The organism is Bradyrhizobium sp. HKCCYLRH3099, assembly GCF_051167855.1.
Lineage (GTDB): Bacteria > Pseudomonadota > Alphaproteobacteria > Rhizobiales > Xanthobacteraceae > Bradyrhizobium.
In genome coordinates this window covers 156,915-180,219 of the sequence record NZ_JBNPTW010000003.1, presented here as the reverse complement: position 1 = coordinate 180,219, position 23,305 = coordinate 156,915, and the positions used below count along the sequence as shown (strand labels likewise).

Sequence of the window (23,305 nt, the reverse complement as noted above, 5' to 3'; positions counted from 1 at the left end):
TCTGGTCTGACTAATTCAGAATGCGTTCCATGTTCGGTACGATGACGAACTCGTCGCGCCACTTGGTGATGCAGCGGATGAATTCCGGCTTCCAGTTCACGCCGACGCGCGGCGTCTGCTGCGTATCGGCGTGGAAGATCTCGGTGACCTCGTAGACCTTGTCGGCGATGACGCCGACCAGGACCGGCTCGTCCTCGACCAGGACCTCGATCACCACGATGCGGGTGTCGCCCGACGCCTCCGTCACCGGCATGCCGAAGCGCAGCCTGAGATCGGCGAGCGGGACGATGTTGCCGCGGACATTGATGATACTCGGCACGAAGGGCCTTGCGCCCGCGACCTGCGTCGCCGGCACGGGATCGATGATCTCGCGCACGATCGCGGCATCGAGCGCGAACTTCTCGTCGCCGAGCCCGATCATGACGACCTGGACGGCGGCGTCGATCGTCGCGGCGGCGGCTTGCTCGGCGTGCGGTCCCATCAGGCGGCCTCGTTGAGATGATGCTTGTCGGCATGCGTCTGGGCGAGCCCGACCAGTTGCGGCACGTCGAGGATCAGCGCGGCCGTGCCGTCGCCGAGGATGGTCGCGCCGGAGAAGATCGTGACGTCGGAGTGCAGCTTGGAGAGCGACTTGATGACGGTCTGGTGGCTGCCGATGATCTGGTCGGCGACCAGGCCGACGCGGGACTCGCCCGTCGAGACGATGATCGTCTTCTGATAGTCGTCCGGCGCGCCGCGCGCATGCAGGATGTCGCGCAACATCAAATACGGCACGAGATCGCCACGGATGTTGAGGAAGTGGCGGCCGCGCGCGCGCTGGTCGGCGGCGGTGAGTTCGACGCATTCCTCGACCGCCGACAGCGGAATGATGTAGCGGGCGTCGCCGACCCGGATCATGAGGCCTTCGATGATCGCGAGCGTCAGCGGCAGGCGCAGCGTCACCGTGGTGCCCTCGCCCTGCCGTGTCGCAAGATCGATGGTGCCGCGCATCGTCTCGATGGTGCGCTTGACCACGTCCATGCCGACGCCGCGACCGGACAGCGCCGAGATGGTCTGTGCGGTCGAGAATCCCGGATGGAACATGAACTGGTGGATGTCGGCGTCCGACAGCGCCGCGCCCGGCGCGATCAGCCCCTGCTCTTCCGCCTTGGCGCGGATGCGCGCGGTATTGAGCCCGCCGCCATTGTCGCGCACCGTCACCAGCACCTGCGCGCCGGAGTGCACGGCGTGCAGCTCGATGCGGCCCCTCTCGGTCTTGCCGGCGGCGGCGCGCGCGGCCGTCTGCTCGATGCCGTGGTCGATCGCGTTGCGGATCAGATGCACCAGCGGATCGGCGAGACATTCGATCATGGTCTTGTCGAGCTCGGTGTCCTCGCCCGACGTCACGAAATCGACCGGCTTGGCGAGATCGCGCGAGAGATCGTGGACCAGGCGGCGGAAACGGCCGAACAGCGAGCCGATCGGCACCATGCGCGCGCCCATCGTGGTATCGCGCAGGCTCGCGGCGAGGCGCTCGATCTCCTCGGCGATCAGCTTGATCGAGACGTCTGAACTCGTGGCGGCAAGCTGGCTCAGCCGCGCCTGCGCGATCACCAATTCGCCGACGCGGTCCATCATCTCGTCGAGGCGCCGCGCCTGCACACGCACGGTCGCATTGCCGCTGGCGTCGCTGCGCTTCGGCTCGTCACGGCGCCGCTCCGCGCCGCGCTCCTGATCCTGGCTCTCGCTTGAGCTCTGGCGCGGCGTCGCAGCGGCGGCCGGCGCCTCGGTCAGCGTCTCGGTCAGTGTCTCGGTCAGTGTCTCGGGCGCGGCCGGCTGGAGCGGCGGCGCGGCAACGGTCGACCCGGCCGCGGGCGGCAACTCATTGAGCGACAGCGGCGTCGCCGTAAGCTTCATCTCCTCGGCGACGAACATGAAGATGTCGTCGATGATCTCGCGGCTGCATGTCGAATGCAGCGTTACGTCCCATTTGAGATAGCAATCCTCGGGCTGCAGCTCGTCGAGCAGCGGAACGGCATCGGTCAGCGCCACCGCGAAACAGGGACCGAGCTTGCTCAGGTCGTCGAGGAAGTGCAGCGGATTGGAGCCGTTGCGGAGGATGTGGTGCTCGAATTCGAGCTGCAGGCGCCAGCCGGCCTGTGCTGCAGGCTCGGCTGTAACGGCGGCGACGGCCGCAGGCTGCGTCTCGGCCGGCGCGCCGGTCGGCGCCACGAAGCGCCTGAGATCGTCGAGAATGCCGTCGCCGATGATGTCATCGGTGCTGTCGGGCGACTGGACAAGCGAACGGATATAGTCCTTTGCCGCGAGCGCCACGGAGATCAGATCGCGCGTCGGCGTGATCTCTCCCCGGCGCACCCTGTCGAACGCCGTCTCGAATTCATGCGTGAACGCCGCGACCCGCTCGAAGCCGAACATCGAGCCCGAGCCCTTGATCGTATGCAGGGCACGGAAGGCGCAGTCGACGAGTTCGCGATCATCGGGCTGATCGCACAGATCCAGCAGCGCTCCTTCGAGCGTGTCGAGCAGCTCGGCGGCTTCCTGCCGGAACGACTCGGTCCAATCCGGCCTGCTCATGGCTGCGTACCGCTGTGGGAGGTCGGAGAGCGGGTCATCAGCGCGATTCGATCTGGCTGGTGAAATGATGATCGCCGTCCGCAAGACCGGCGCGCCGGATGACGTTGCACAGCACCTGGGACGGCGCGGTGAGCGCGACCGCGCGTCCCTGCTCGCGACCGGTCTTGGCGGTGGAGATCAGGAGCTGGATCGACGTCACGTCGGCGCGGTCGACGCAGGAGCCATCGATCTCGAGCGCAGCGTGCTGTCCGAACGCATCGCGGATCAGCTCGTGAACTTCGCGGATCGCTGAAATACTGCAGTCGGCCGGTAGTTTTACGGACTCTTTCGACTTCACGTCCTCGGACACGAACAACTCTCCACCGGAACAAGACGGCGGCATCGTTGCGAGGACGGACTTAGAGATTCACTAAAATCAATCGGGAATTCCTGGTCCCCCGGAGTTTCCCGGGTGATCCAAACGACGGTCATACGCGTGCTCGCGTGCATTCACGCCGGATGCACGAGGCAAAACAGCAAATGAGATCGCGCAATGCACGTTATTAGTTCGATCGAAAACGATCGAATGCGGCAATCTGGCGCAGCACAGAGAGATCGCGTGGCCCGCGGCAGAGCCTCAGTCGCGCACGCGCCCTGTGCGCGACTTCTGCAGCTCGCGCGCGACGATGAGCTTCTGCACCTCGGTTGCACCCTCGTAGATCCGCAGCGCGCGAATCTCCCGGTACAGGCTTTCGACGATCTCGCCCTTGCGCACGCCGCGGCCGCCGAACATCTGCAGGGCACGATCGATGACGCGCTGTGCGGTCTCGGTCGCCGCAAGCTTGGCCATCGCGGCCTCGCGCGTGGTCGCAAGCTTCTGCACGTCGCGCCGCCAGGCCGCGCGATAGGTCAGCAAGGCGGCCGCGTCGGTCTCCGTCGCCATCTCGCCGAACGCCGCCTGCGTCATCTGCAGGTCGGCCAGCGCGCCACCGAACATCTTGCGGCTCGAGGCATGCGCCAGCGACTCGTCGAGCGCGCGGCGGCCGAAGCCGAGTGCTGCGGCGGCCACCGACGCGCGGAAGATGTCGAGCGTCTGCATCGCCAGCTTGAAGCCGCCGCCGGGCGCGCCGAGCAGCCGGCTCGCCGGGATGCGGCAGTTCTGCAGCCGCAGGGTCGCCAGCGGATGCGGCGCGATCACCTCGATGCGCTCGGCGATGGAGAAGCCGGGATCGTCGGGGAAGACGACGAAGGCGGAGATGCCGCGCGCGCCGGGCGCCTCGCCGGTGCGGGCGAACAGCGTGTAGACGTCGGCGATGCCGCCATTGGAGATCCAGGTCTTCTCGCCGTCCAGCACATAGGCGTCGCCGTCGAGCCGCGCGGCGCAGGCCATCGCGGCGACATCCGAGCCCGCCTCCTTCTCGGAGAGCGCGAAAGCGGCGAGCCATTCACCCGAGCGCACCTTGGGCAGCACGCTGGCGCGCAGCTCCGGCGAACCGCCGAGCGCGATCGCGCCGGAGCCGAGGCCCTGCATGGCGAAGGCGAAGTCGGCGAGTCCGTCGGCATAAGCGAGCGTCTCGCGCGACAGGCAGATCGCGCGCGAGTCGATGGCGCCGGCATCCGCGTCGGGCGCCACCACGGCGCTGTCGAGCAACCCGGCCGAACCGAGCGCACGCACGATCTTGCGGCAGGCCGTGTCGACATCGCCATGATCGACATCGTCGAGCTGGCCGGAGGCGACGAAGCCGTCGAGCCTTTCGCACAGCGCTCGATGCTTCGGCTCGAAGAACGGCCAGTCGAGCCAGTCGCGCGGGATCACCTTGGCCGATGCACTCATGATGGACCTGTCCGCCAATTATTTTAAGTGTAAAATAATTGGCGGATCATCACCCTGTCAAGCCGCAGGTCCTCCCACACGAACAGGGTCATTGCATCGCGCAAGGGGCTGTCCGCATGGGTGGTGCGCGCGGCGCCCCTCACCCCAACCCTCTCCCCGTGAAGAACGGGGAGAGGGAGCACACCGACATCGCCGCGCCGACGTTCCCCAATCCACCAGCAACATGCTCATTGTCGATGTGCAGTCGACCTGGGCCCTTCTACTCCGCCGCCTTGGCCATCTTGCCGAACACGCGGGTCGGCGCCGGGAAGCCGCAGGAGGTGCCGTCGGTGATCTTGACCTGATCTTCCCACGGCAGCCGGTAGGTGCCCGCGACCATGTCCTGCATGAAGGTGTAGGGGCAATCCATCGCACCGCCCTTCACCGCGACATAGCCGCGATGCCAGAGCTGGTAGATGTTGTTCTCGACGCCCCAGCCGATGCGCGCCTCGCGCACCAGGTCCGGGCGCACTTCGGCGGTGATGATCTCGTCGACGCGGCCGGTGGTGCCATGCGCGAGAATGCTGCCGTCGAAATTGACGATCATGCCCTCGCCCATGGAATCGAACGAGCCGTCGGAGCCGCACATGCAGACATTGGCGGTCACCATCAGGTTCTGGAACGCATTGGCCTGGTTGGTGAAGCGCCAGCTCTCACGAATCGGCGCGGTATAGCCGGCGGTGCGGATCATGATCTCGGCGCCCTTGTAGGCGCATTCGCGCGCCATCTCCGGGAACATGCCGTCATGGCAGATGATGAGTGCGATCTTGGCGCCGCGCGGCCCCTCGATCACGGGAATGCCGAGATCGCCGGGCTCCCACGGCTCGACCGGAATCCACGGATGCAGCTTGCGATAGTACAGCTTGATGTCGCCGTGATCGTCGATGATCAGGCCGGAATTATAGGGATTGCCGTCCGGGTTGTACTCCATGATCGAGAAGCAGCCCCAGATCCTGTTGTCGATGCAGGCCTGCTTGAATGCCGCGACCTCCGGCCCGTCGAGCCGGCACATAATCTCCGGATTGGTGTCCATCGACAGGCCGTGCAGCGAGTATTCCGGGAACACCACGAGGTCCATGGTGCCGAGATTGCGTCGGGCCTTGCCGACCATCCAGACGATCTTCTCGGTCTGCCGCGCGAGATCGTCCTTGGTCACGACGACCGGCAACTGGAGCTGCACCAGGCCGATGACCACGCCGTGATCGGATTTGTTGAGACCGCCTAACCCATTCATGCCGGACCTCCCTCGATGTCGCCGCTGCTCGGGACGTTGCGCCCAACACAACCACGATTTCACGGGCGCGGCGCGCCGATATTTCAGCCCGCGCGGTGCCGCTTGAGGAGGCAGTTCCCCGGGGGTCAGCGAGGGAGCTGTTGCAGGCGGTGCCGGAACCGCGCCAGCGCGCGGCCGAACACGGCTTCGTCGGCGGTCGCGCGGGCCAGCACCAGGGCCCCCTGAATGCCGAGCACCACCTCCTCGGCACCATCGACGGCCTGGTCGGCCGGCCAGCCGGCGCGCATCAGCGCATCGCGCAAGCTTGCGATCCAGCGCGTGAAATAGCTGGCGATGTCGGCCGCAAAGCGATCGCGCGTCTCGTCGAGCGCGAAGGCGCCGACGAGGCACACCCGGCGGCCGGACCGGAAGTAGTCGTCGACACCCCGCCACATCTGCGCGACGGCGTCGTCGGGCGGACCGTCGCGCAGCGGCGCATAGATCTCGCGCTCGAACCAGCCGTCGACATGCGCCAGCACGGCGCGCGCCATCTCATCCTTCCCGCCCGGGAAGAAATGATACAGGCTGCCCTTGCCGAGGCCCGTCCTCTCGGTGATGCGGCTGAGCGAGGTGCCCTCGAAGCCGAACTCGCGGAACACCTCGGCGATCAGCGGCACGACATCGGCGCGCTCGTTGAGCGTCCGCATGGCGCGCGCTCAGAGCCCCAGGTCGGACAGGCCGGGATGATCGTCCGGGCGCCGTCCGAGCGGCCAGTGGAATTTGCGGTCAGCCTCCTTGATCGGGAGATCGTTGATGCAGGCGTAGCGCCGTTGCATCAGGCCTTCGCCGTCGAACTCCCAGTTCTCGTTGCCGTAGGAGCGGAACCAGTTGCCGCTGTCGTCATGCCACTCATAGGCGAAGCGCACCGCAATCCGATTGTCAGTGTAGGCCCAGATCTCCTTGATCAGGCGATAGTCGAGCTCCTTCGCCCATTTGCGGGTGAGGAAGGCAACGATCTCGGCGCGGCCGTTGACGAACTCGGCGCGATTCCGCCAGCGGCTGTCCGGCGTATAGACCTTCGACACCCGCTCAGGGTCGCGGCTGTTCCAGCCGTCCTCGGCCATCCTCACCTTCTGGGTGGCGGTCTGCAGGGTGAAGGGCGGGGCGAGCACACTCATCGGATATCTCCATTGTACCGTATAGCCTATACTGTACCATTCGGTACACGCCGTCAACACCCCTGGCGGCCTCGTCGGGCCGGGTGCACGGGTTCGCCGTCGCTCACCTTCAAGGTGTGAACCTACCGGCCGGACGATTTGCGGCAGTCAGCACGCTTGTGTGCTCAACTGAAATTGGATGATCTGCTAAGGGAACTTGCCGGATCGCGGGGACGACGCGGCCGCACGTTTGGGGATTTGGGACATGTCGAAGCTCACGCCGATTGGTGAGTGCCTGCTGTGGACGCCTGAGCTGATCTGGGTGAACGCGGTCTCCGACCTGCTCATTTCCTTCGCCTTCTTCGCCATCGCCTTCGTCCTGGCCTACATCGTCTATCGCCGCCGCGACTTTCAGTTCAGCTACATCTTCTGGGCGTTCGCGCTGTGGGTGTCGATCTGCGGCCTGACACGGCTGATCGAGGTTCTCACGATCTGGGTGCCGGCCTATGTGCTGGAGGCGACAACCAAGGGTTTTCTCGCCTTCATGTCCGCCGGCATTGCGTCCGCGCTGCTGCTGATGCTGCCGCGGGTCCTGACGATGCCGTCCCGCGCCGACCTGAAGCAGGCCTACGCCCAGCTCGAGGAGGAGACGCGGCAGCGCCGCACCGCGGAAGCGATGGTCAAGCGCTTCCAGGAGATCGAGGCCACCGAGGCGCAGGTGCGGCAAGCGCAGAAGATGGAGGCGATCGGCCAGCTCACCGGCGGTGTCGCGCACGATTTCAACAATATCCTCACCGTGATCACGGGCACGATCGAGATCCTCGCCGAGGCCGTGAAGGACCGTCCGCAACTGGTGCAAATCACCAGCCTGATCAACTCCGCGGCGGCGCGCGGCGCGGACCTGACCAAGCACCTGCTGGCGTTCGCGCGGCGCCAGCCGCTGCAGCCGCGCAGCGTCGACATCAACGGCATGGTGGTCGACACCGCCCGCCTGCTGCGGCGGACGCTCGGCGAGCAGATCGAGATCGAATCCATGCTGGCGCACGATTCGGCGCCGGCCATGATCGATCCCAGCCAGCTCTCGACCGCGATCCTCAACCTCGCGCTGAACGCGCGCGACGCCATGCCCGAGGGCGGCAAGCTCACGCTCGAAACCAAGAACGTGCTGCTCGACGACGCCTATGCGCGGATGAATCCGGAGGTGATCCCCGGCAACTACGTGATGATCGCGGTCAGCGACACCGGCGTCGGCATTCCGGCCAACCTGCTGGACAAGGTGTTCGAGCCGTTCTTCACCACCAAGGATGTCGGCAAGGGCGTGGGCCTCGGGCTGAGCATGGTCTACGGCTTCGTCAAGCAGTCCAACGGCCATATCAAGATCTACAGCGAGCCGGGGCACGGCACCTCGGTGAAGCTGTATCTGCCGCAAGCCAACCGTGACGCCGACGCAGCGCTGGCAGACATCAGCATGGCCGGCATGGAGCGCGGCGACGAATCCATCCTGATCGTGGAAGACGACTCCCTGGTGCGCGAATATGTGATCGCCCAGATCAAGCGGCTCGGCTACACCACGCTCGCCGCCAGCAAGGCCGACGAGGCGCTGGCGCTGATCGACAGCCCCGTCCGCATCGACCTGCTGTTCACCGACATCATCATGCCCGGCGGCATGAACGGCCGGCAGCTCGCAATCGAGGCGCTCAAGCGGCGGCCGAACCTCAAGGTGCTGTACACCTCGGGCTATACGGAAAACGCCATCGTGCACCACGGCCGCCTCGATGCCGGCGTGCTGCTCTTGACCAAGCCCTATCAAAGTGCCGATCTCGCCCGCATGATCCGCACGGCGCTGAATGCGTGACCCAAAGGACCAGCGCCGGGAACGGCGCCGGCTGATCCGCCCGCCGCATGCGCGCGTTTCATGAGCGGCTGGCGCAAGGTCGATCAGCAGGATCGATCAGGGGAGTCGAGGTCGAGTGAATGATTGATATGTTCCGGCGCTGGCTGGCCGCCGTCCAGGCCTATGCGACGACTGACGATCCGCTATCCGACATTGCCGCCAAGGTCGCGCTGGTCATCGTCTCCAACCAGCCGTTCTATCCGCTCTATCTGCATGCGATCGCCGGCACCGCGGCCTGGCCCGCCTGGCTCACGCTCCTGACGTTGCCGCTGTTCGCCGGCGTGCCCGTGCTCGCACGCCGCGATCCGTTCGCCGGCCGCGCCCTGATGGTCCTCACCGGCACCGGCAACACGGTGTTTTCCGTCAAGCTGTTCGGCATTCACAGCGGCGTCGAGCTATTCCTCATTCCCTGTGCCCTGCTCGGCGCGCTGTTGTTTCGCCCCGAGGAACGGCTGCAGTCGTTGCCGCTGCTGGGATTGCCGTTCGTCTGCTATCTGGTCGTCGACGCCCATCTCGGCGAGCCCTTGATGCGCGTCGCCGAAACCAACTACGCCTCGCTGGTCTCCATCAACGCCATGAGCGTCGGCGCGCTCACCGTGCTCATCGGCCTGCTCGCCGCAGCCCGCATGGCTCCCGAGTAATGGCTCCCGAGTAACGGCGCCGGAGTAACGGACCGGCAGCGTCATTGGCGTGGCGTCGCGGCGGCCCAGATCGCCGCATGGCCGACGCCGCGGCGCCGCCGGTCCCACATCTGCGCGTAGAGATCCTCGAGCGATCTGGCGAAGGCCGGCGCATCGAACAAGGGGGCGACCAGGCGGTTGCGCCGAAGCCTCGCCTTGGCTGCCTGCAGCAGGTCGGGCTCGGCCGCAAGCGTCAGCGCGACCGCGACGTAATCCGCTTCGTCGGACGCAATCAGCTCGGACAGGCCGACCGCATGCAGCAGGCTGCCCGCCACCCGCGACGCCAGCGTATCCCCCGCGCAGGTGAGGATCGGCACGCCCGCCCAGAGCGCATCGCTCGCCGTGGTGTGCGCGCCGTACGGCGCGGTATCCAGCACCAGATCAGCCAGCTGCAGCCGGCGGAGATGCGCCTCCTGATCGAGCTCTGGTGCGAACACCAGGCGGTCCGGCGACACGCCGCGGCGTAGCGCCTCGCCGCGCAGATTGCCCTGTGCCTGATCCGAGGCGAGCAGCCACAGCACGCTGTCCGGTGTCTCAGAAAGCAGCCGGCACCAGATGTCGAACACGTCGGGCGTGAACTTGTAGGCCTGATTGAAGCAGCAGAACACGAAGCCGGATTCCGGCAGGCCGACATCGGCGCGCGCCGGGGGCGGCCCGAGGCTGGCCCGGCCATGCGGCTGGTAGGAATGCGGCATATAGGCGAAGCTCTCGGCGTAATCGGCCGCGGCCGAGGCCGGCGTGATGAACGCGTCCGTGATGATGTAGTCGCAGATGTCGCCGCCGAGCGTGCCGGGGTAGCCGAGGAAGTTCACCTGGACGGGCGCCGGATGCAGCATCAGGATTCCGGTGCGGGCGCCGCGCGTAAACCCCTTCAGGTCGACCAGGATGTCGATGGCAGCCGCATGGACCGCACTTGCGGCGTCGCTGTCGCTCAGCGACGTGATGTCGTGAAAGACGTCGAAGGCGCGGCTGAGCCGGCCGCGCATCAGGCCGCCGTCATCGGCTCCAAACGAGAACGCGTGCAGCTCGCAACGTGTCCGGTCGTTGGCCTCCAGCGCCTCGATCAGCAGATGCGCGGTCGCATGATCGTGGAAGTCGTTTGACAGGTAACCGACACGAAGTTTGTCGCGAACCCCCAGATCGAAGCGGAAGTTTAGGCGGGTTCGCTCGACGCCGCTCGCGGCCAGGCGATCCCGCGTCCATAGCTCCGAACAAACGCGATGCTCCTGCGCGCTCATTCCGGGCACGGACAGCATCAGGAACGGCGGAATCTGCCCCGATCCCGCTCCCGCCAGCGCCAGGCGGGCCTCGATCGATGACTGGGCGAAATCATCCCAGGCGCACATGCCACGGTCGCGACCGAACGCTCTCATCGAGTCCCCTCGTCGCCGGAGCCGCCGGCCGCCTTAAGCTCAGCAAGTCCTGCGCCAGATCTGGGATCACCAAGCGCCGGTTACGCGAAGCTCCTCCGCTTGAAGACACACGACTGCCGATCCCCTCCGCCGTCATCCCGGACAAGTCCTGACAATGCGCCAGCGTTGGCAGGGCGCAGATCCGGATCCATACTCCGTGCTGCCCGTGTCGCGCACGCTGGAGCGCCAGTGGTGCCAACACCGACGCCCTGTGGTTATGGGTCCCGGATCGGCGCCCCAACGCGCTCGCGCGCGTCGTGGCTTGTCCGGGACGACAGCCAGTGTGAAGCACCGCTGTCGGCTCCCAATCCGATGTCGTCTCGGGAAACTCCGGACTAATCGCTCGGCGAGATCTTCGACGCGTGAGTCGCCCGTCGGGCAGACCGGTCCACTCCAGCTCGATCTCCAACGCCACGAGGCGACATGCTCCGAAAAACTCATTTCGCCCGCCGCCTCAACGCGATGACCCCTGTCCAGATGCCACCGCTAAAATTTTTTGCTTCCGTTTTTTCGAAATCTATTGTCTGATGCGGACATACCGCCTCGAGCAGAGGGCGTATCGCGGTCGTCACGACACGCGAGGCGGGGAGCGATGGCCGCAGTGGATCGCAGCATGCCCAAGGGCATGCCGACGAACGGTTCGTTGCGGACGGTGAAGTCGTGTGGTTCTGACACCCCGATGCTGGTGTCCCGCGCAACGCGAAAGCGTTGTCGCGATACGGTGGCCAGAAAGCCCGGTGCACCGAGAAGAGCACGTATAAGCCGTAGCCCATTGCGCAGGGAGGGCCGGTCGTCGGCCGAACCTGTGGTTCCTGCCCCGTGCATTCTTCTCGCACGGGGGCCACGGGCACCGGTCGGTGCCTGGTCTTCCCTGCCCCTCTCGCTCGGAGAGGGTCCATCGGCACACCAACTCGGGCGCGGATTGCGCCGCGGGGCTGCTCGGCTGCGACCTTGCGACTACGCCGCGGCCATCTGCCAGGCGGGCGGCGTGTAGGACGGCGTATGATAGTTCATGTTTGCAGGCGGCTGCGACGGCGCCTGGCGCGCGATGAAGTAATCCTCGAGCTCGGCGACCGCGCGGCTTTCCCATTCGGCCGCCTGCGCCAGTAGCGACTCGCGCTGATGCGGACGGAACGCCGCCGTCTGCCGGTACAAGGAGGCGATGGTGCGATAGCGCCGCACGTTTTCGAGAACCGCTTCCCCATTCATCATGACTGCTCTCCCCTCTCCGTCCCCCCAGGACGACGGAGGCGACGGTGCACCCGCGCGTTTTGCGAAATCGTTAGCGGCCCGCGCCAGTGCTGCGGATGGTTGGCAAATCGTTGCCTAATGAGATGCGTCAATTTGTCCGCATCCGTCTGGACGGCGGTCGAGACGCGGCGGCCTCCCGTATCACTGAACCGCTGTGCCCATTAGGGGTCGGGTTTACAACGACTTAGGGTTAACGGCACAACGGAGAATTGTGATGACATCACAGATACTTACGACGGCGAGTGTTGTAGTTGGACTACAGCACAACAAATCGGATTGTGAGATGAGTGTGTCCGAACGTTGCTCATTTGATTTGAGGATTGTGACCGATGAAGACGCTCGTCTCCGCAACCGCCCTGCTCCTCGCGACCTCGTTCGGCGCTTTCGCCGCAGACCTTCCGGCCCGCTACACCAAGGCTCCGCCTCCGGCCGCGATCTACAATTGGACCGGCGGCTACTTCGGCGGCAACGTCGGCTATGGCTGGGGCCGCTCGAATCTCGGCACGACCCTCGATCAGACCAGCAGCTGGGCGGCCGAAGGCGTCGCCTTCCAGAATACGTTCGTCGCCCTCAGCAACAACCGGCTCAATCCCGCCGGCATCGTCGGCGGCTTGCAGGCGGGCTACAATTGGCAGAGCGGCCCGGGTGTGTTCGGCATCGAGGCCGACATCAACGGATCGGACATCAACAAGCGCCTGATCGTCACGGGCCCGAATCCGCCGACGACGCGCACGTTCAACGAGACCATCCGCACCGACTGGTTCATGACCCTGCGCGGCCGCGCGGGTTTTGCCGTCGACACCACGCTGTTCTATGTCACGGGCGGTCTCGCCGTCGGCAACGTCAAGGGCAGCTGGGATCTGACCTCGGGCAACGGCTACGCCAAGACCGCGTCTGCCAACGTGACGAAGGCCGGCTGGACGGTCGGCGCCGGCGTCGAGCATGCGTTCGCCCCGAACTGGACGGTGAAGGCCGAGTACCTCTACACCGACCTCGGCAACATCAGCTACGCCTCGACCTATTCCCCCGGCAGCACGTTTGCTCCTCCCGGCCTCAACTACCGGGAAAATCTGTCGCAGGATTTCTCGTTCCACACCGTCCGGGTCGGCGTGAACTACAAGTTCGGCAGCCCGGTCGTCGCGCGCTACTGATCGCGACGACAACGATTCGCAAAAGCCTCGGCTCCGCCGAGGCTTTTTTGCTGAGCTCAGGCCGCCGCGATCGCGGTCCGGAAGCGGCGCAAGGTCAGCCACAGCACCAGCGCAGCGGTCACGGCCACGGCGACGAATTGCGGCCAGACGACATCGAGGCCAGCGCCGCGATAGAGGATCGACTGCGCGAACGAGACGAAGTGCGTCGAGGGCGAGGCCTTCATGATCGTCGACAGCCAGACCGGCTGGCTCTCCACCGGCGTCATCCCGCCGGAAAGCATGTTGATCGGCACCGCGACGAGAATGTAGAGCAGCCCGAGCTGCGGCATCGACCGCGCGATCGTGCCGAGGAACAGCCCGACCGATGTGGCGAAGAACAAATAAAGCACGGTGCCGCCGAGGAACAGCGGGATCGAGCCCATGATCGGCACCTGCAGATACCATCTGACGACGACATACAGGGCCACGGCAACCGCCACCGCGATCACCAGCGCATTGGCCCAGATTTTCGACATCGCAATCTCGAACGGCGACAGCGGCATCACCAGCAGATGATCCATGGTGCCGTGCTCGCGCTCGCGCACCAGCGCCGCGCCGGCCAGGATGATCGCCAGCATGGTCACGCTGTTGATGATGCCCATCACGCCCTCGAACCATGCCGTGGTCACATTGGGATTGAACGCGATCCGCGTCACCAGATTCACCGGAGCCAGCGACGGCGTCTCGGAGCGGGCGACGAACCAGGCGACCTCGGTATCGATGATCTCGAGCGCGTAACCGGAGCCGATGCCGGCCTGGATCATCGCGGTCGCATCGACATTGACCTGAACCGACGGCTTGCGGCCGGCGAGAACATCGCGCTGGAAGTTCGGCGGGATGTCGAGCACGAAGGTGAAGCGGCCGCTGTTCATCAGCGGCTCGATCTGGTCCTGACGGATGTGCACCGGCGTCTGGTAATATGGCGGCAGGAACGCCTTGGTGATGCGGCGAGACAGCTCGGAATGGTCCTCGTCGACCACCGCGATCGAGGCGCGGTGCAGCTCCTGCGAGCTGCTCTGCGCCTGGCTGATGACGGCGACCGTGAACGAATAGATCACGAGCCCGATCAGCACGACATCGCCGAACAGGCTGCGCAGCTCCTTGGTGCCCAGCCAGAAGATGTTGGACAGCGACCGCAGCATGGCTCAGCGCTCCTGCTTCGGAAGCATCAGGAGGCTGACCGCGGTCAGCGCGGGAATGAAGACCAGCAGCGCCAGGACGTCCATGCCGACATCGGCAAAACCCAATCCCTTGGTGAAGGTGCCGACCGTGATCGGCCGGTAGTAGGTCATCGGAAAGCCCATGCCGATCAGCCGCGCGGCGCCGGACAGCGAGGAGACCGGGACCAGCATTCCGGAGAACTGTGTCGCCGGCAGCACGGTCAGGATCGCGGTGCCGAACAGCGCCGCGATCTGGGTGCGGCAGAAGGTCGAGATCAGCATGCCGAAGCCGGTCGTCGTGAACACATAGACGAAGGTGCCGGCGAGCAGCGGCAGGAAAGCACCCTTGAGCGGCACCCGGAACAGCACCAGCGCCATCACGAACATCAGCACGAAATTCGCCAGCGCGACCCCGACATAGGGCAGCTGCTTGCCGATCAGGAATTCCAGCCGCGTCACCGGCGTGACGTAGAGATTGGTGATCGAGCCCAGTTCCTTCTCGCGCACCACCGCGAGCGCCATCAGGATCGCCGGGAACAGCGCCAGCAGCAGCGCGATCGTGCTCGGCGCCATCGCATAGATGCTGTCGAAGGCCTGATTGTACTTGAACCGGATCTCGACACTGACCGGCGCGGCCGGCAGCGGCTGCGTGGTCTTCACGGCCGGATCGGACAGATAGAGCTGGTGCGTGCCTTCGAGATAGCCGCGGATGGTCTCGGCGCGGAACGGCATTGCGCCGTCGATCCAGGCCGAGACGAACACCGGCCGTCCCCGCTTGAGATCGACGCCGAAATTCGGCGGGATCTCGATCGAGGCCTTGATGTCGCCGCTCTTCATGCGCCGCTCCAGCTCGGCATAGTCGGCGAGCGGCGGCTTCTCCACGAAGTAGCGCGATCCCCTGAGCTCGGCGAGATAGGCGCGGCTTTCCGGCGACTGGTCGCGGTCGAGCGCGGCAAAGGTGAGATTGTTGACATCGGTGGAGATGCCGAAGCCGATCACGATCATCAGGAACGCGGTGCCGAACAGCGCGAACATCAGCCGGATCGGATCGCGGATCAGCTCCAGGCCCTCGCGGATCGTATAGGCGAGCAGCCGCCGCGAGCTGAAGGCGGGCTGGCGCTGGTCGCCCTGCGCTGCCGTTGCATGCGGCTGGTCGGGGCTCGCCTGGGTGAGAGTGACCGGCGGATCGGCGACGCCGGCGTCCTGCTCGAGGAAGGCGATGAAGGCCTGTTCGAGCGTCTGCGCTCCCTTGGCCGCGATCAGCCCGTCCGGCGTGTCGGTGGCGAGCACGCGCCCCTCATGCATCAGCGACAGCCGGTCGCAGCGCGCGGCCTCGTTCATGAAATGCGTGGAGACGAAGATGGTCATCTCGTCCTGCCGCGACAATTCGATCAGCAGCCGCCAGAACTGGTTGCGCGCCACGGGATCGACCCCCGAGGTTGGCTCGTCCAGGATCAGCAGGTCGGGCTTGTGGACGATCGCCACCGCGAGCGACAGCCGCTGCCGAATGCCGAGCGGCAGATCAGCGGCGAGACCGTCGACATGGTCGGCGAGATCACAGCGATCGATGAGCTCGGCGATCCGCTTGTCGGCGGTGGCGCCGGGCAGGTGAAACAGACGGGCATGCAGCACGAGGTTCTGCCGCACCGTGAGCTCGCCATACAGCGAGAACGCCTGCGACATGTAGCCGACCCGGCTGCGCGATTGATGGTTGCCGGCCTCCATCGAGCGGCCGAAGATCAGCGCCTCGCCCGCGGTCGGCGGCAAGAGCCCGGTGAGCATCTTCATCGTCGTGGTCTTGCCGCAGCCGTTCGAGCCGACGAAGCCGAAGATCTCGCCCTTGCGAATCGCGAAATTGACGCCGTCGACGGCGGTGAAATCGCCGAAGCGGCAAGTCAGGTCGCGCGCGACGATGACGGTCTCGTGGCTGCCGTCGAGTTCGGCCTTCGGCGGCATGGCCGCCTCGTCCCGTGCGGCGCCATCGGGCAGCAGCGCGACGAACGCATCCTCAATCGTCGCCGCGCCGGTCTGCGCCTTCAGCTCGTCCGGCGCGCCGGTCGCGAGCACGCGGCCATCGTTCATCGCGATCAGCCAGTCGAAGCGCTCGGCCTCCTCCATGTAGGCGGTGGCGACGATGACGCTCATGCGGTTGGCGCTGCGCGCCCTGAGCCGGTCGATCAGGTCCCAGAACTGCCGCCGCGACAGCGGATCGACGCCGGTGGTCGGCTCGTCCAGGATCAGGAAGTCGGGATCGTGGATCAGCGAGCAGCACAGGCCGAGCTTCTGCTTCATGCCGCCGGACAATTTTTTCGCCGGCCGGTCGGCGAAGTCAGCCAAGGCCGTCGCGTCCAGCAGCTCGGCGATGCGCCAGTCGCGCTCGGCGCGGGATTGGCCGAACAGCCGGGCGAAGAACACGATGTTCTCGCGCACGCTGAGATCGGGATAGAGATTCTTGCCGAGACCCTGCGGCATGTAGGCGATCCGCGGGCAGACCTGCTCGCGCGCACGCCGGTCGGCCATGTCGGCGCCGAGCACGACGGCATCGCCCGACTGGATTGCGCGGGCGCCGGCCAGGATCGACAGCAGCGACGATTTGCCGACGCCGTCGGGGCCGATCAGGCCGACGACGCAGCCACCGGGAATCTTGAGCGAGACGTCGTCGAGGGCGGTGATCTCGCGATAGCGCTGGGACAGTTGCCTCACCACCACGACGGGAGGCGCTGATGTGCTCATGGCGCAGCTTGCAGACGCGCGGGCCAGGCGGTGTCGGGATTCCAGCGGACATACGCCACGCCCGGCAGACCGCTGCGCACCGCGTCGGCATGGGCGGCGAGCCTGTCCTGGTCGACGCGCACGCGGATTCGGAACATCAGCTTGTCGCGCTCGCTGCGGGTCTCGACCGTCTTCGGCGTGAACTGCGCCTGGCTGGCGACGAACGAGACCTTCGCCGGGATCGGTCGATCCGGATAGGCGTCGAGCACGATGCGCGCGTCGCTGCCGATCTTGACCTTGCCGACCTCCTCGGTCGGCAGGAACACGTCCATGTAGACATAGCCGGTGTCGAGCATGGTGAAGACCTTGCCGCCGGCGCCGAGCACCTCGCCGACATTGGCGAGCCGATACTGGATGCGGCCCGGCTTCGGCGCGATCAGCGAGTTGTCGGCGATCTGAACCATGTACAGCGCGACGTCGTGCCGGACCGCTTCCAGCGAGCGCTGCGCTTCCGATATCTTTGCTTGGGCGCCAGTCAGGCCGGCGGTCGCGGCGTCGAGCGCCTGCTGGCGCTGGTCGGCGAGCTCACGCGTCGTCCAGCCACTTTGCAGCAGGCTCCGCGTGCGCTCCATCTCCTGTTCGGCCAGCGTCTTCTGCGATTGCAGCTGCGCCAGATTGGCGTGCGCCTGATCGACCACATGCTGCGCCTGTTCGGCCTGGGCCTCTGCCTTCGACAGCGACTGCTGCAGCTCCTTGGTGTCCATGCGCGCCACGATCTGGCCGGCCTCGACGAGATCGCCGATATCGGCGCGCAGTTCGGCGACGCGACCGGCATATTTGGTGGCGATATCGATCTCGTCCGCCTCGATACGACCATTGCTGACGCTGATGCCGAGCGGCAGCGGCGGGTGAAGCTGCTGCCACCAGACATAGCCACCGCCTCCTGCCGCGCCGAGCGCGGCGAGCAGCAGCAGGAACGGCCACATCGCGCGCCTGCGTTGCGGCTGATGCGCCACGGGAACAGGCATGGCCGGGTGCGGCACGACCGTTGCGGTTTCAGCGCGCGGCTGTGGCACGATCTTCGTATTGCTGACGAGCTCAGTTTCCTGCCGATCCATTCCAAGACGCCTTCGTCGCTGACGCTGGCGCCGGGTTTGCCATATGGCTCCGGATATCAGTTGACTCAGCTCAACGGCGCGCAGCGTTCAGCCGCCGGGTGGCGTGGATCGCGATCACGTTTGGGTTACGGCTCCGTGCCGGACATCCTGGCTCTGGCCACGATCGCCACGGACTTCGCGCGGTGTCAGCCCATATTGGCGGCGGAACGAGCGGTTGAAGTGCGAGAGATCCCCGAAGCCGACATCATAGGCGATGCTGGCGATCCCGAGCTGGCCGTGGGCAGGATCGCACAGCATGCGATGGGCGTTCGCGAGCCGCACACCGGCGAGGAATGCGGAGAAGGTCGTGCCGTCGATCTCGAACAGACGCTGCACGTAGCGGGGCGTGACGTTCAACTTCGCCGCAAGCGTCGATACGGACACGTCGCGACGCCGGCTATTGGCGACCAGAAACGATTTGGCGAGCTTGAGCCGGGCGGCGCGCAATCCGCGCGCGCGCATCGTCTCGGCCATGTCGACGGACGGACCGATCGCGAGCGCCAGCAGATCCTGGACGTGACGCACCGACAGATTCAAGAGCTGCGCGTCGATGGCACCGCCGCTGCTCATGAGCCAGCTCGCATAGTGATCGAGCAGTTGCAGCGCGCCGTGCCCTGCGGGAATCGGCCGCATCACCGCATCCTCGATGCTGAGATCGGCCGCTTCGATCATCACGCGCGGCACACGCAGGGTCAACGACCGGCCGCTACTCGCGCGATGGAACGCGCACGGCTCGGCGCCGCTCAGGATCACCGCATCGCCTTCGCGCAGCTCCTGAGCCTGATGCGCGGCTTCCACGAATGCGGTCCCCTTGCGATTGATGGCGAGCAGCACGGTGTCGGCGCCGTCGGTCAGATGTCGGCCGGATCGCGAGATCCGCGCCGGCGTCGCCCAGGCATCGAACAGCTGCAATCCGGGCAGCGCCAGCGCGCGATTATGCGCCTTGAAGGCGACGTCCGGCGCGGGCTCGAAGTCCACCCGCAGCATCACCTGGCCGTAATGCTCGCGCCAGAACGCAGCCCGTTCGTGCTCCGCGATCCGGTCGGTCGAAAACTCGACGATCTGAGAATTGAGACCCGACATGCAATCACCCGCGACTGATCCGATTGCGACCGAGAATGGTTCGCTCCGACGGTTCGATACCGTCATCTGCTTGCGGCAGGCGTCCTCTGATCAGGGGACGCGGGCTCGCATGCGCTGCTCGAATGTGAACCGGATCACCTCTGATCGCCGCAGCCTCGGCATTCGTCGCCCGACGCCAAGACTCACGCGCATGGGAATGTTGCCGTCCGTCCCTCTCACAACCAATGAGGACGAGGATGACACTGTCTGGACGATGTTTTTGCGGAGCCGTCGAAATCGAGGTGACCGGGGCGCCGGAGGCCATGGGCTATTGCCACTGCCGCTCCTGCCGGTCGTGGTCGGGCGGCCCGGTCAATGCCTTCAGTCTCTGGAAGCCGGATGCGGTCAGGATCACATCGGGCGCGGAGCACGTGGCGATGTTTCAGAAGACGGCGCTGAGCCAACGGAAATATTGCGCCAAATGTGGCGGGCATCTGATGACCAACCACCCGCCACTCGGGCTGATCGACGTGTTCGCGGCGACCCTGCCCGAGCTTGCGTTCCAGCCCGCGGTCCACATCAACTATGCGGAAACGGTGCTGCCGATGCGCGACGGACTGCCGAAGCTGAAGGATTTTCCGCGCGAGTTCGGCGGCTCGGGCGACACTGTGCCCGAATAGCCCGGCACGCAGCGAGCCTGGAGGACTCGTCGCCTCCAGGCTCTCGGCGTCGGTCGGTCGGAGCCGGTGAACCTGTCGCGGCGCATGGCGACTCACAAGGGACTATCATCCACGCGTCAGGGTTGACATCGCAGACCCGCGCGACCGGCCCGGGTCATTGCAGCGAGGCGACCGTGACGAGCGAGCTTTACGCGCAGGCGCTGGACGCGCTCTATCAGGGCTTTGCAGAACTCGATGGCATCACCGACGCGCTCGGCTCGATCCGGACACTGATAGGCGCCGAAGGCGCCACGTTGGAAGTGATCGACACGACCACGTCCCGCCCGCTGGTCTTTCATAGCAGCGGCGTCGCCTCGGCCGAGGGCGACGACTATCTGGCTCACTTCGCGCCACGCAATCCCCGCCTGGCGGTCGCGGCCCGTCAGCACCGAGGCGAGCTGTGCTGGGACTATCAGGTCATGGACGAACGCGCGATGAGCCGGGACCCGTTCTACGCGGAGTTCCTGCCGCGGGCCGGGCTCCGCTACTTCCTCTCCGCGGTGATCGAGCACACGCCTCGGCATTTCGTCGCCCTCACCTTGCAGCGCGCGGAACGACAAGGTCACGTCGGCTCGGCCGAGATCGCGCAGCTGCGGCGCCTGACACCGCATCTGCAACGCGCCTATGATTGGCGGCGGCGTTTTGGCGCGGCGCAAGGCGAGTTCGACATGCGCGCGCTCGACCTTCTGACGGACGGCGTCGCGCTGCTGGGCGCGAAGGGCCAGGTCGTCTATCTCAATCCGAGCCTGCAGGCGATGTCGGCGGAAGGCGGCCTGTTTCGGATCGATCAGCGCGGCATTCACTTCCGCTCCGGCGATGTCAGCCGCCGCTTTGCCCGCGCTCTTGGCGCGGTCGCCGGGACCGGAAACCTTGCCGGCGAGGAGACGGCGATCGACTTCCTGGCGCCTCGCACCGACGGCCTGCCGCCCTGCACGATTTCACTGCGCGCGCTGCCGCAAATCCGCTTGCGCTCAGACCTTCCCGACGCGGCCGCGATCATGCTGGTGCGCGATCCGCTACCCGATCGCGCGGCGGCGCGGCTGCTGCAGGAGCTGCATGGACTGACCCGGGCGGAGGCCCAGCTCGCCTGCGCCCTGAGCGGCGGCATGACGGCTGTCGAATATGCGGCGCATCGCGGCGTCAAGGTCACCACGGTCTATACGCATCTGAAGCGCACGCGCGAGAAGACGGGATGGCGCGGCGTCGCCGAGCTGACCCGGCGCGTGCAAGAGATCTCGATCGGGCTTCGGATGAACTGAGGCGGCCTACGGCCGTGCGGCGTCCGCCATGAGCCAGGTGAGCGCGTCGCGGACGCGGGTGACGACGTCCACGTAGTCGCGTCTGGCATCCTGGCGGAACAGGCGGACGGACGGATACCAGGGACTGTCGTCGCGATCGAGCAGCCAGCGATAGTCCGGTGTGTAGGGCAGCATGATCCAGGTCGGCTTCCCCATCGCGCCGGCCAGATGTGCGACGCTGGTGTCCACGGTGATGACGAGATCCAGCGCATCGATAAGCGCCGCGGTGTCGACGAAGTCACTGATGTCGGAGGTCAGATCGATGATGTCGTCGCGCGCGGCGAGCTCGATCTTGTCGGCGGCCCGCGGTTCCTTCTGCAGGCTGACGAATTGCGCCCCGGTCTCGCGCAGCGGCGCGAGCATGACGAGCGGCAGCGATCGGTTGTGATCGTTGAGATGGGCGGGATTGCCCGACCACACCAGACCGACGCGCAAGCGGTCACGCGGGCCGAGCCGCTGCTCCCAGGTCGCGCGGCGCGCGTCAGCTGGTCGCGGCAGATAACTCGGCATGGCCGGAATGGTGTCGAGGCCGGTGGCGAAGGCGAGCGGAAGGCTCGACAGCGGACAGTGATAGTCGACCGCGGGCGGTGCGTCCTTGCCGCGGGCGAGACATTGCGCCACGCCCTCCAGTCCCGCGAGGAGAGGTTGCAGGGCGGCGTCGACCTCGAGCACCACGCGCGCGCCTTCAGCGGCGACCAGCGTGGCGTAGCGAGCGAACTGGATGCTGTCGCCGAATCCCTCGTCGCTGTGCAGCAGGATCGTCTTGCCGGCCAGCGGCGCATCAGCCAGCCACATCGGCGCATCGAAATTGCGCTCGACGAAGCCGACGGCGCGGCACTTGCGGCCCCATTCGCGTCCGGCCCAGCCGCGGGCGAAGTCGCCCGTCAGCAGCCGGAACAGCGCCGCATTCCAATGCGCGTCGGCGAAGTCGGGCCGCAGCGCGATGGCGCGATCGAAGCTCGCGAACGCCTCCTCGAAGCGATGCAGCTCGGCCAGCGACGTCGCGCGATGATTGTAGAAGTCCGCGGTCTGCGGCCGGATCGCGATGGCGCGATCGAACATCGCGATCGCCTCGTCGTGGCGACCGAGGTTCTGCAGGATGCAGCCATAGCTGTTGGCGAAGTCGGGATCGTGCGGCGACAACGCCTGCGCGCGCTGGCCAAAGACCTGCGCCTCCTCGTAGCGGCGGAGGCGCCGCAGCGAGATGCCTTTGAGGCAGAGCACGCCGGCCTGGTCCGGCTGGCGCTGCAAGGACTGATCGAAATTCGCGAGCGCCTCGGGATAGCGGCCGGCGTCGAAATGAATCGCGCCGGCCCGGTTGGCGGCGTCGACATGATCAGGCTGCAGCTTCAGCGCCTGTTCAAAGGCGAGCGCGGCCTCGTCGCGCCGCCCTTGCGCCTCCAGCACGTCACCGAGACGAAGCCAGGTCGCGATACGATCGGGCGCGAGCTGCAGCAGGCGGTCGCAGGCGAGCGCCGCCTCGGCATGCCGCTCCCTCGCCTGCAGCAGCTCACCGAGCGCATCCCAGCTGTCCACGGCCTCCGGCTGCAGTTGCAGCGCGCGATCATAGGCCTTGATGGCCTCGTCGAGCCGACCAGCCAGCCGCAGCGCCTGTGCAAGGCCGATGAAGGACTCCGGCGCGGAGATGTCCTGGCGGATCGCGCGGGCGAACCACTCGATCGCATCATCGGCGCGCTTCAGCGCGAGGCAGACCTGGCCCATCGCCCGCAGCGCGTCGATCGACGCTGCATCCAGCGTCAGCGCGCGACGACAGGCATCCTCAGCCTCGTTGAGCTGGCCCGTGCGCAACAGCCTCAGCGCTGCTTGGCACAGCGCTTCGGGCGTCCCCCCGAGCCCCGAAGATCCGGGTTTGACCGGGGATTTGCCGGAGTGCCGGCGCGGCTTGTGCTTCATCACGGGATCTCTGCGCTCGTCGGTCGAGCGGTAGATGATTCCCGGGTGCGCGGAAAGATT

Annotated in this window: 19 protein-coding genes; 5 read left to right on the top strand and 14 right to left on the bottom strand. The window is 66.3% G+C overall.

Annotated features, from left to right (window positions below; genetic code table 11):
- Nucleotides 1–10: 10 nt before the first annotated feature.
- From ACQR1Y_RS09150 to ACQR1Y_RS09120, 7 genes are all read right to left on the bottom strand, one after another.
- Complete coding sequence (locus ACQR1Y_RS09150; protein ID WP_434876232.1) at nt 11–481, bottom strand: chemotaxis protein CheW; 471 nt, start codon at nt 479–481, stop codon at nt 11–13.
- Nucleotides 481–2,574 carry a chemotaxis protein CheA gene (locus tag ACQR1Y_RS09145; RefSeq protein WP_434876233.1) on the bottom strand — a complete coding sequence of 698 codons (2,094 nt, stop codon included), beginning with the start codon at nt 2,572–2,574 and terminating at the stop codon, nt 481–483. Before ACQR1Y_RS09145 ends, ACQR1Y_RS09150 begins: the two co-directional genes overlap by 1 nt.
- A 37-nt stretch (nt 2,575–2,611) precedes the next feature.
- Nucleotides 2,612–2,956, bottom strand: a complete 345-nt coding sequence (locus tag ACQR1Y_RS09140; protein WP_434858156.1) for an STAS domain-containing protein — start codon at nt 2,954–2,956, stop codon at nt 2,612–2,614.
- Between the two features lie 234 nt (nt 2,957–3,190).
- On the bottom strand, nt 3,191–4,387 hold the full coding sequence (locus tag ACQR1Y_RS09135) for an acyl-CoA dehydrogenase family protein (RefSeq protein WP_434876234.1): 1,197 nt from the start codon (nt 4,385–4,387) through the stop codon (nt 3,191–3,193).
- A 259-nt stretch (nt 4,388–4,646) separates the two neighbouring features.
- Nucleotides 4,647–5,660, bottom strand: coding sequence for a formamidase (locus ACQR1Y_RS09130; RefSeq protein WP_434876235.1), 1,014 nt, complete (start codon nt 5,658–5,660; stop codon nt 4,647–4,649).
- Nucleotides 5,661–5,785: 125 nt separating this feature from the next.
- Nucleotides 5,786–6,346: a TetR/AcrR family transcriptional regulator gene (locus tag ACQR1Y_RS09125; RefSeq protein ID WP_434876236.1), complete on the bottom strand. Its 561-nt coding sequence runs from the start codon at nt 6,344–6,346 to the stop codon at nt 5,786–5,788.
- A gap of 9 nt (nt 6,347–6,355) precedes the next feature.
- A complete protein-coding gene (locus ACQR1Y_RS09120; RefSeq protein ID WP_434876237.1) occupies nt 6,356–6,817 on the bottom strand; it encodes a DUF1348 family protein in 462 nt (153 codons plus the stop codon).
- 244 nt (nt 6,818–7,061) lie between these two features.
- Between ACQR1Y_RS09120 and ACQR1Y_RS09115 the strand changes: the two genes are divergently transcribed.
- Both ACQR1Y_RS09115 and ACQR1Y_RS09110 read left to right on the top strand, forming a co-directional pair.
- Nucleotides 7,062–8,651, top strand: a complete 1,590-nt coding sequence (locus ACQR1Y_RS09115; protein ID WP_434876238.1) for an ATP-binding protein — start codon at nt 7,062–7,064, stop codon at nt 8,649–8,651.
- Nucleotides 8,652–8,770: 119 nt separating this feature from the next.
- Nucleotides 8,771–9,331 carry a hypothetical protein gene (locus ACQR1Y_RS09110; protein ID WP_434876239.1) on the top strand — a complete coding sequence of 187 codons (561 nt, stop codon included), beginning with the start codon at nt 8,771–8,773 and terminating at the stop codon, nt 9,329–9,331.
- 41 nt (nt 9,332–9,372) lie between these two features.
- Here the strand turns inward: ACQR1Y_RS09110 and ACQR1Y_RS09105 are convergent, their stop codons facing one another.
- Entirely contained in the window at nt 9,373–10,743 is a 1,371-nt protein-coding gene (locus ACQR1Y_RS09105; RefSeq protein WP_434876240.1) for a UDP-N-acetylglucosamine-peptide N-acetylglucosaminyltransferase, read from the bottom strand.
- A gap of 996 nt (nt 10,744–11,739) precedes the next feature.
- Complete coding sequence (locus ACQR1Y_RS09100) at nt 11,740–11,994, bottom strand: hypothetical protein (RefSeq protein WP_434876241.1); 255 nt, start codon at nt 11,992–11,994, stop codon at nt 11,740–11,742.
- 368 nt (nt 11,995–12,362) lie between these two features.
- Between ACQR1Y_RS09100 and ACQR1Y_RS09095 the strand changes: the two genes are divergently transcribed.
- Nucleotides 12,363–13,184, top strand: a complete 822-nt coding sequence (locus tag ACQR1Y_RS09095) for an outer membrane protein (RefSeq protein WP_434876242.1) — start codon at nt 12,363–12,365, stop codon at nt 13,182–13,184.
- Nucleotides 13,185–13,240: 56 nt separating this feature from the next.
- Here ACQR1Y_RS09095 and ACQR1Y_RS09090 read toward each other — a convergent pair whose 3' ends face one another.
- The 4 genes from ACQR1Y_RS09090 to ACQR1Y_RS09075 form a co-directional block, all read right to left on the bottom strand.
- A complete protein-coding gene (locus ACQR1Y_RS09090; protein WP_434876243.1) occupies nt 13,241–14,365 on the bottom strand; it encodes an ABC transporter permease in 1,125 nt (374 codons plus the stop codon).
- Nucleotides 14,366–14,368: 3 nt separating this feature from the next.
- On the bottom strand, nt 14,369–17,116 hold the full coding sequence (gene rbbA, locus ACQR1Y_RS09085; protein WP_434876244.1) for a ribosome-associated ATPase/putative transporter RbbA: 2,748 nt from the start codon (nt 17,114–17,116) through the stop codon (nt 14,369–14,371).
- On the bottom strand, nt 17,113–18,213 hold the full coding sequence (locus ACQR1Y_RS09080; RefSeq protein ID WP_434876245.1) for an HlyD family secretion protein: 1,101 nt from the start codon (nt 18,211–18,213) through the stop codon (nt 17,113–17,115). Before ACQR1Y_RS09080 ends, rbbA begins: the two co-directional genes overlap by 4 nt.
- 114 nt (nt 18,214–18,327) lie before the next feature.
- Nucleotides 18,328–19,335 (bottom strand): AraC family transcriptional regulator, encoded by a 1,008-nt coding sequence (locus ACQR1Y_RS09075; RefSeq protein ID WP_434876246.1) that lies wholly within the window; start codon nt 19,333–19,335, stop codon nt 18,328–18,330.
- Between the two features lie 236 nt (nt 19,336–19,571).
- On the opposite strand from ACQR1Y_RS09075, the gene ACQR1Y_RS09070 reads away from it, so the two are divergent.
- Both ACQR1Y_RS09070 and ACQR1Y_RS09065 read left to right on the top strand, forming a co-directional pair.
- On the top strand, nt 19,572–19,994 hold the full coding sequence (locus ACQR1Y_RS09070) for a GFA family protein (protein WP_434876247.1): 423 nt from the start codon (nt 19,572–19,574) through the stop codon (nt 19,992–19,994).
- Between the two features lie 173 nt (nt 19,995–20,167).
- Nucleotides 20,168–21,292: a helix-turn-helix transcriptional regulator gene (locus ACQR1Y_RS09065; protein WP_434876248.1), complete on the top strand. Its 1,125-nt coding sequence runs from the start codon at nt 20,168–20,170 to the stop codon at nt 21,290–21,292.
- A gap of 6 nt (nt 21,293–21,298) precedes the next feature.
- On the opposite strand, the gene ACQR1Y_RS09060 is transcribed toward ACQR1Y_RS09065, so the two are convergent.
- Nucleotides 21,299–23,245 (bottom strand): tetratricopeptide repeat protein, encoded by a 1,947-nt coding sequence (locus tag ACQR1Y_RS09060; RefSeq protein ID WP_434876249.1) that lies wholly within the window; start codon nt 23,243–23,245, stop codon nt 21,299–21,301.
- Between the last annotated feature and the right edge of the window lie 60 nt (nt 23,246–23,305).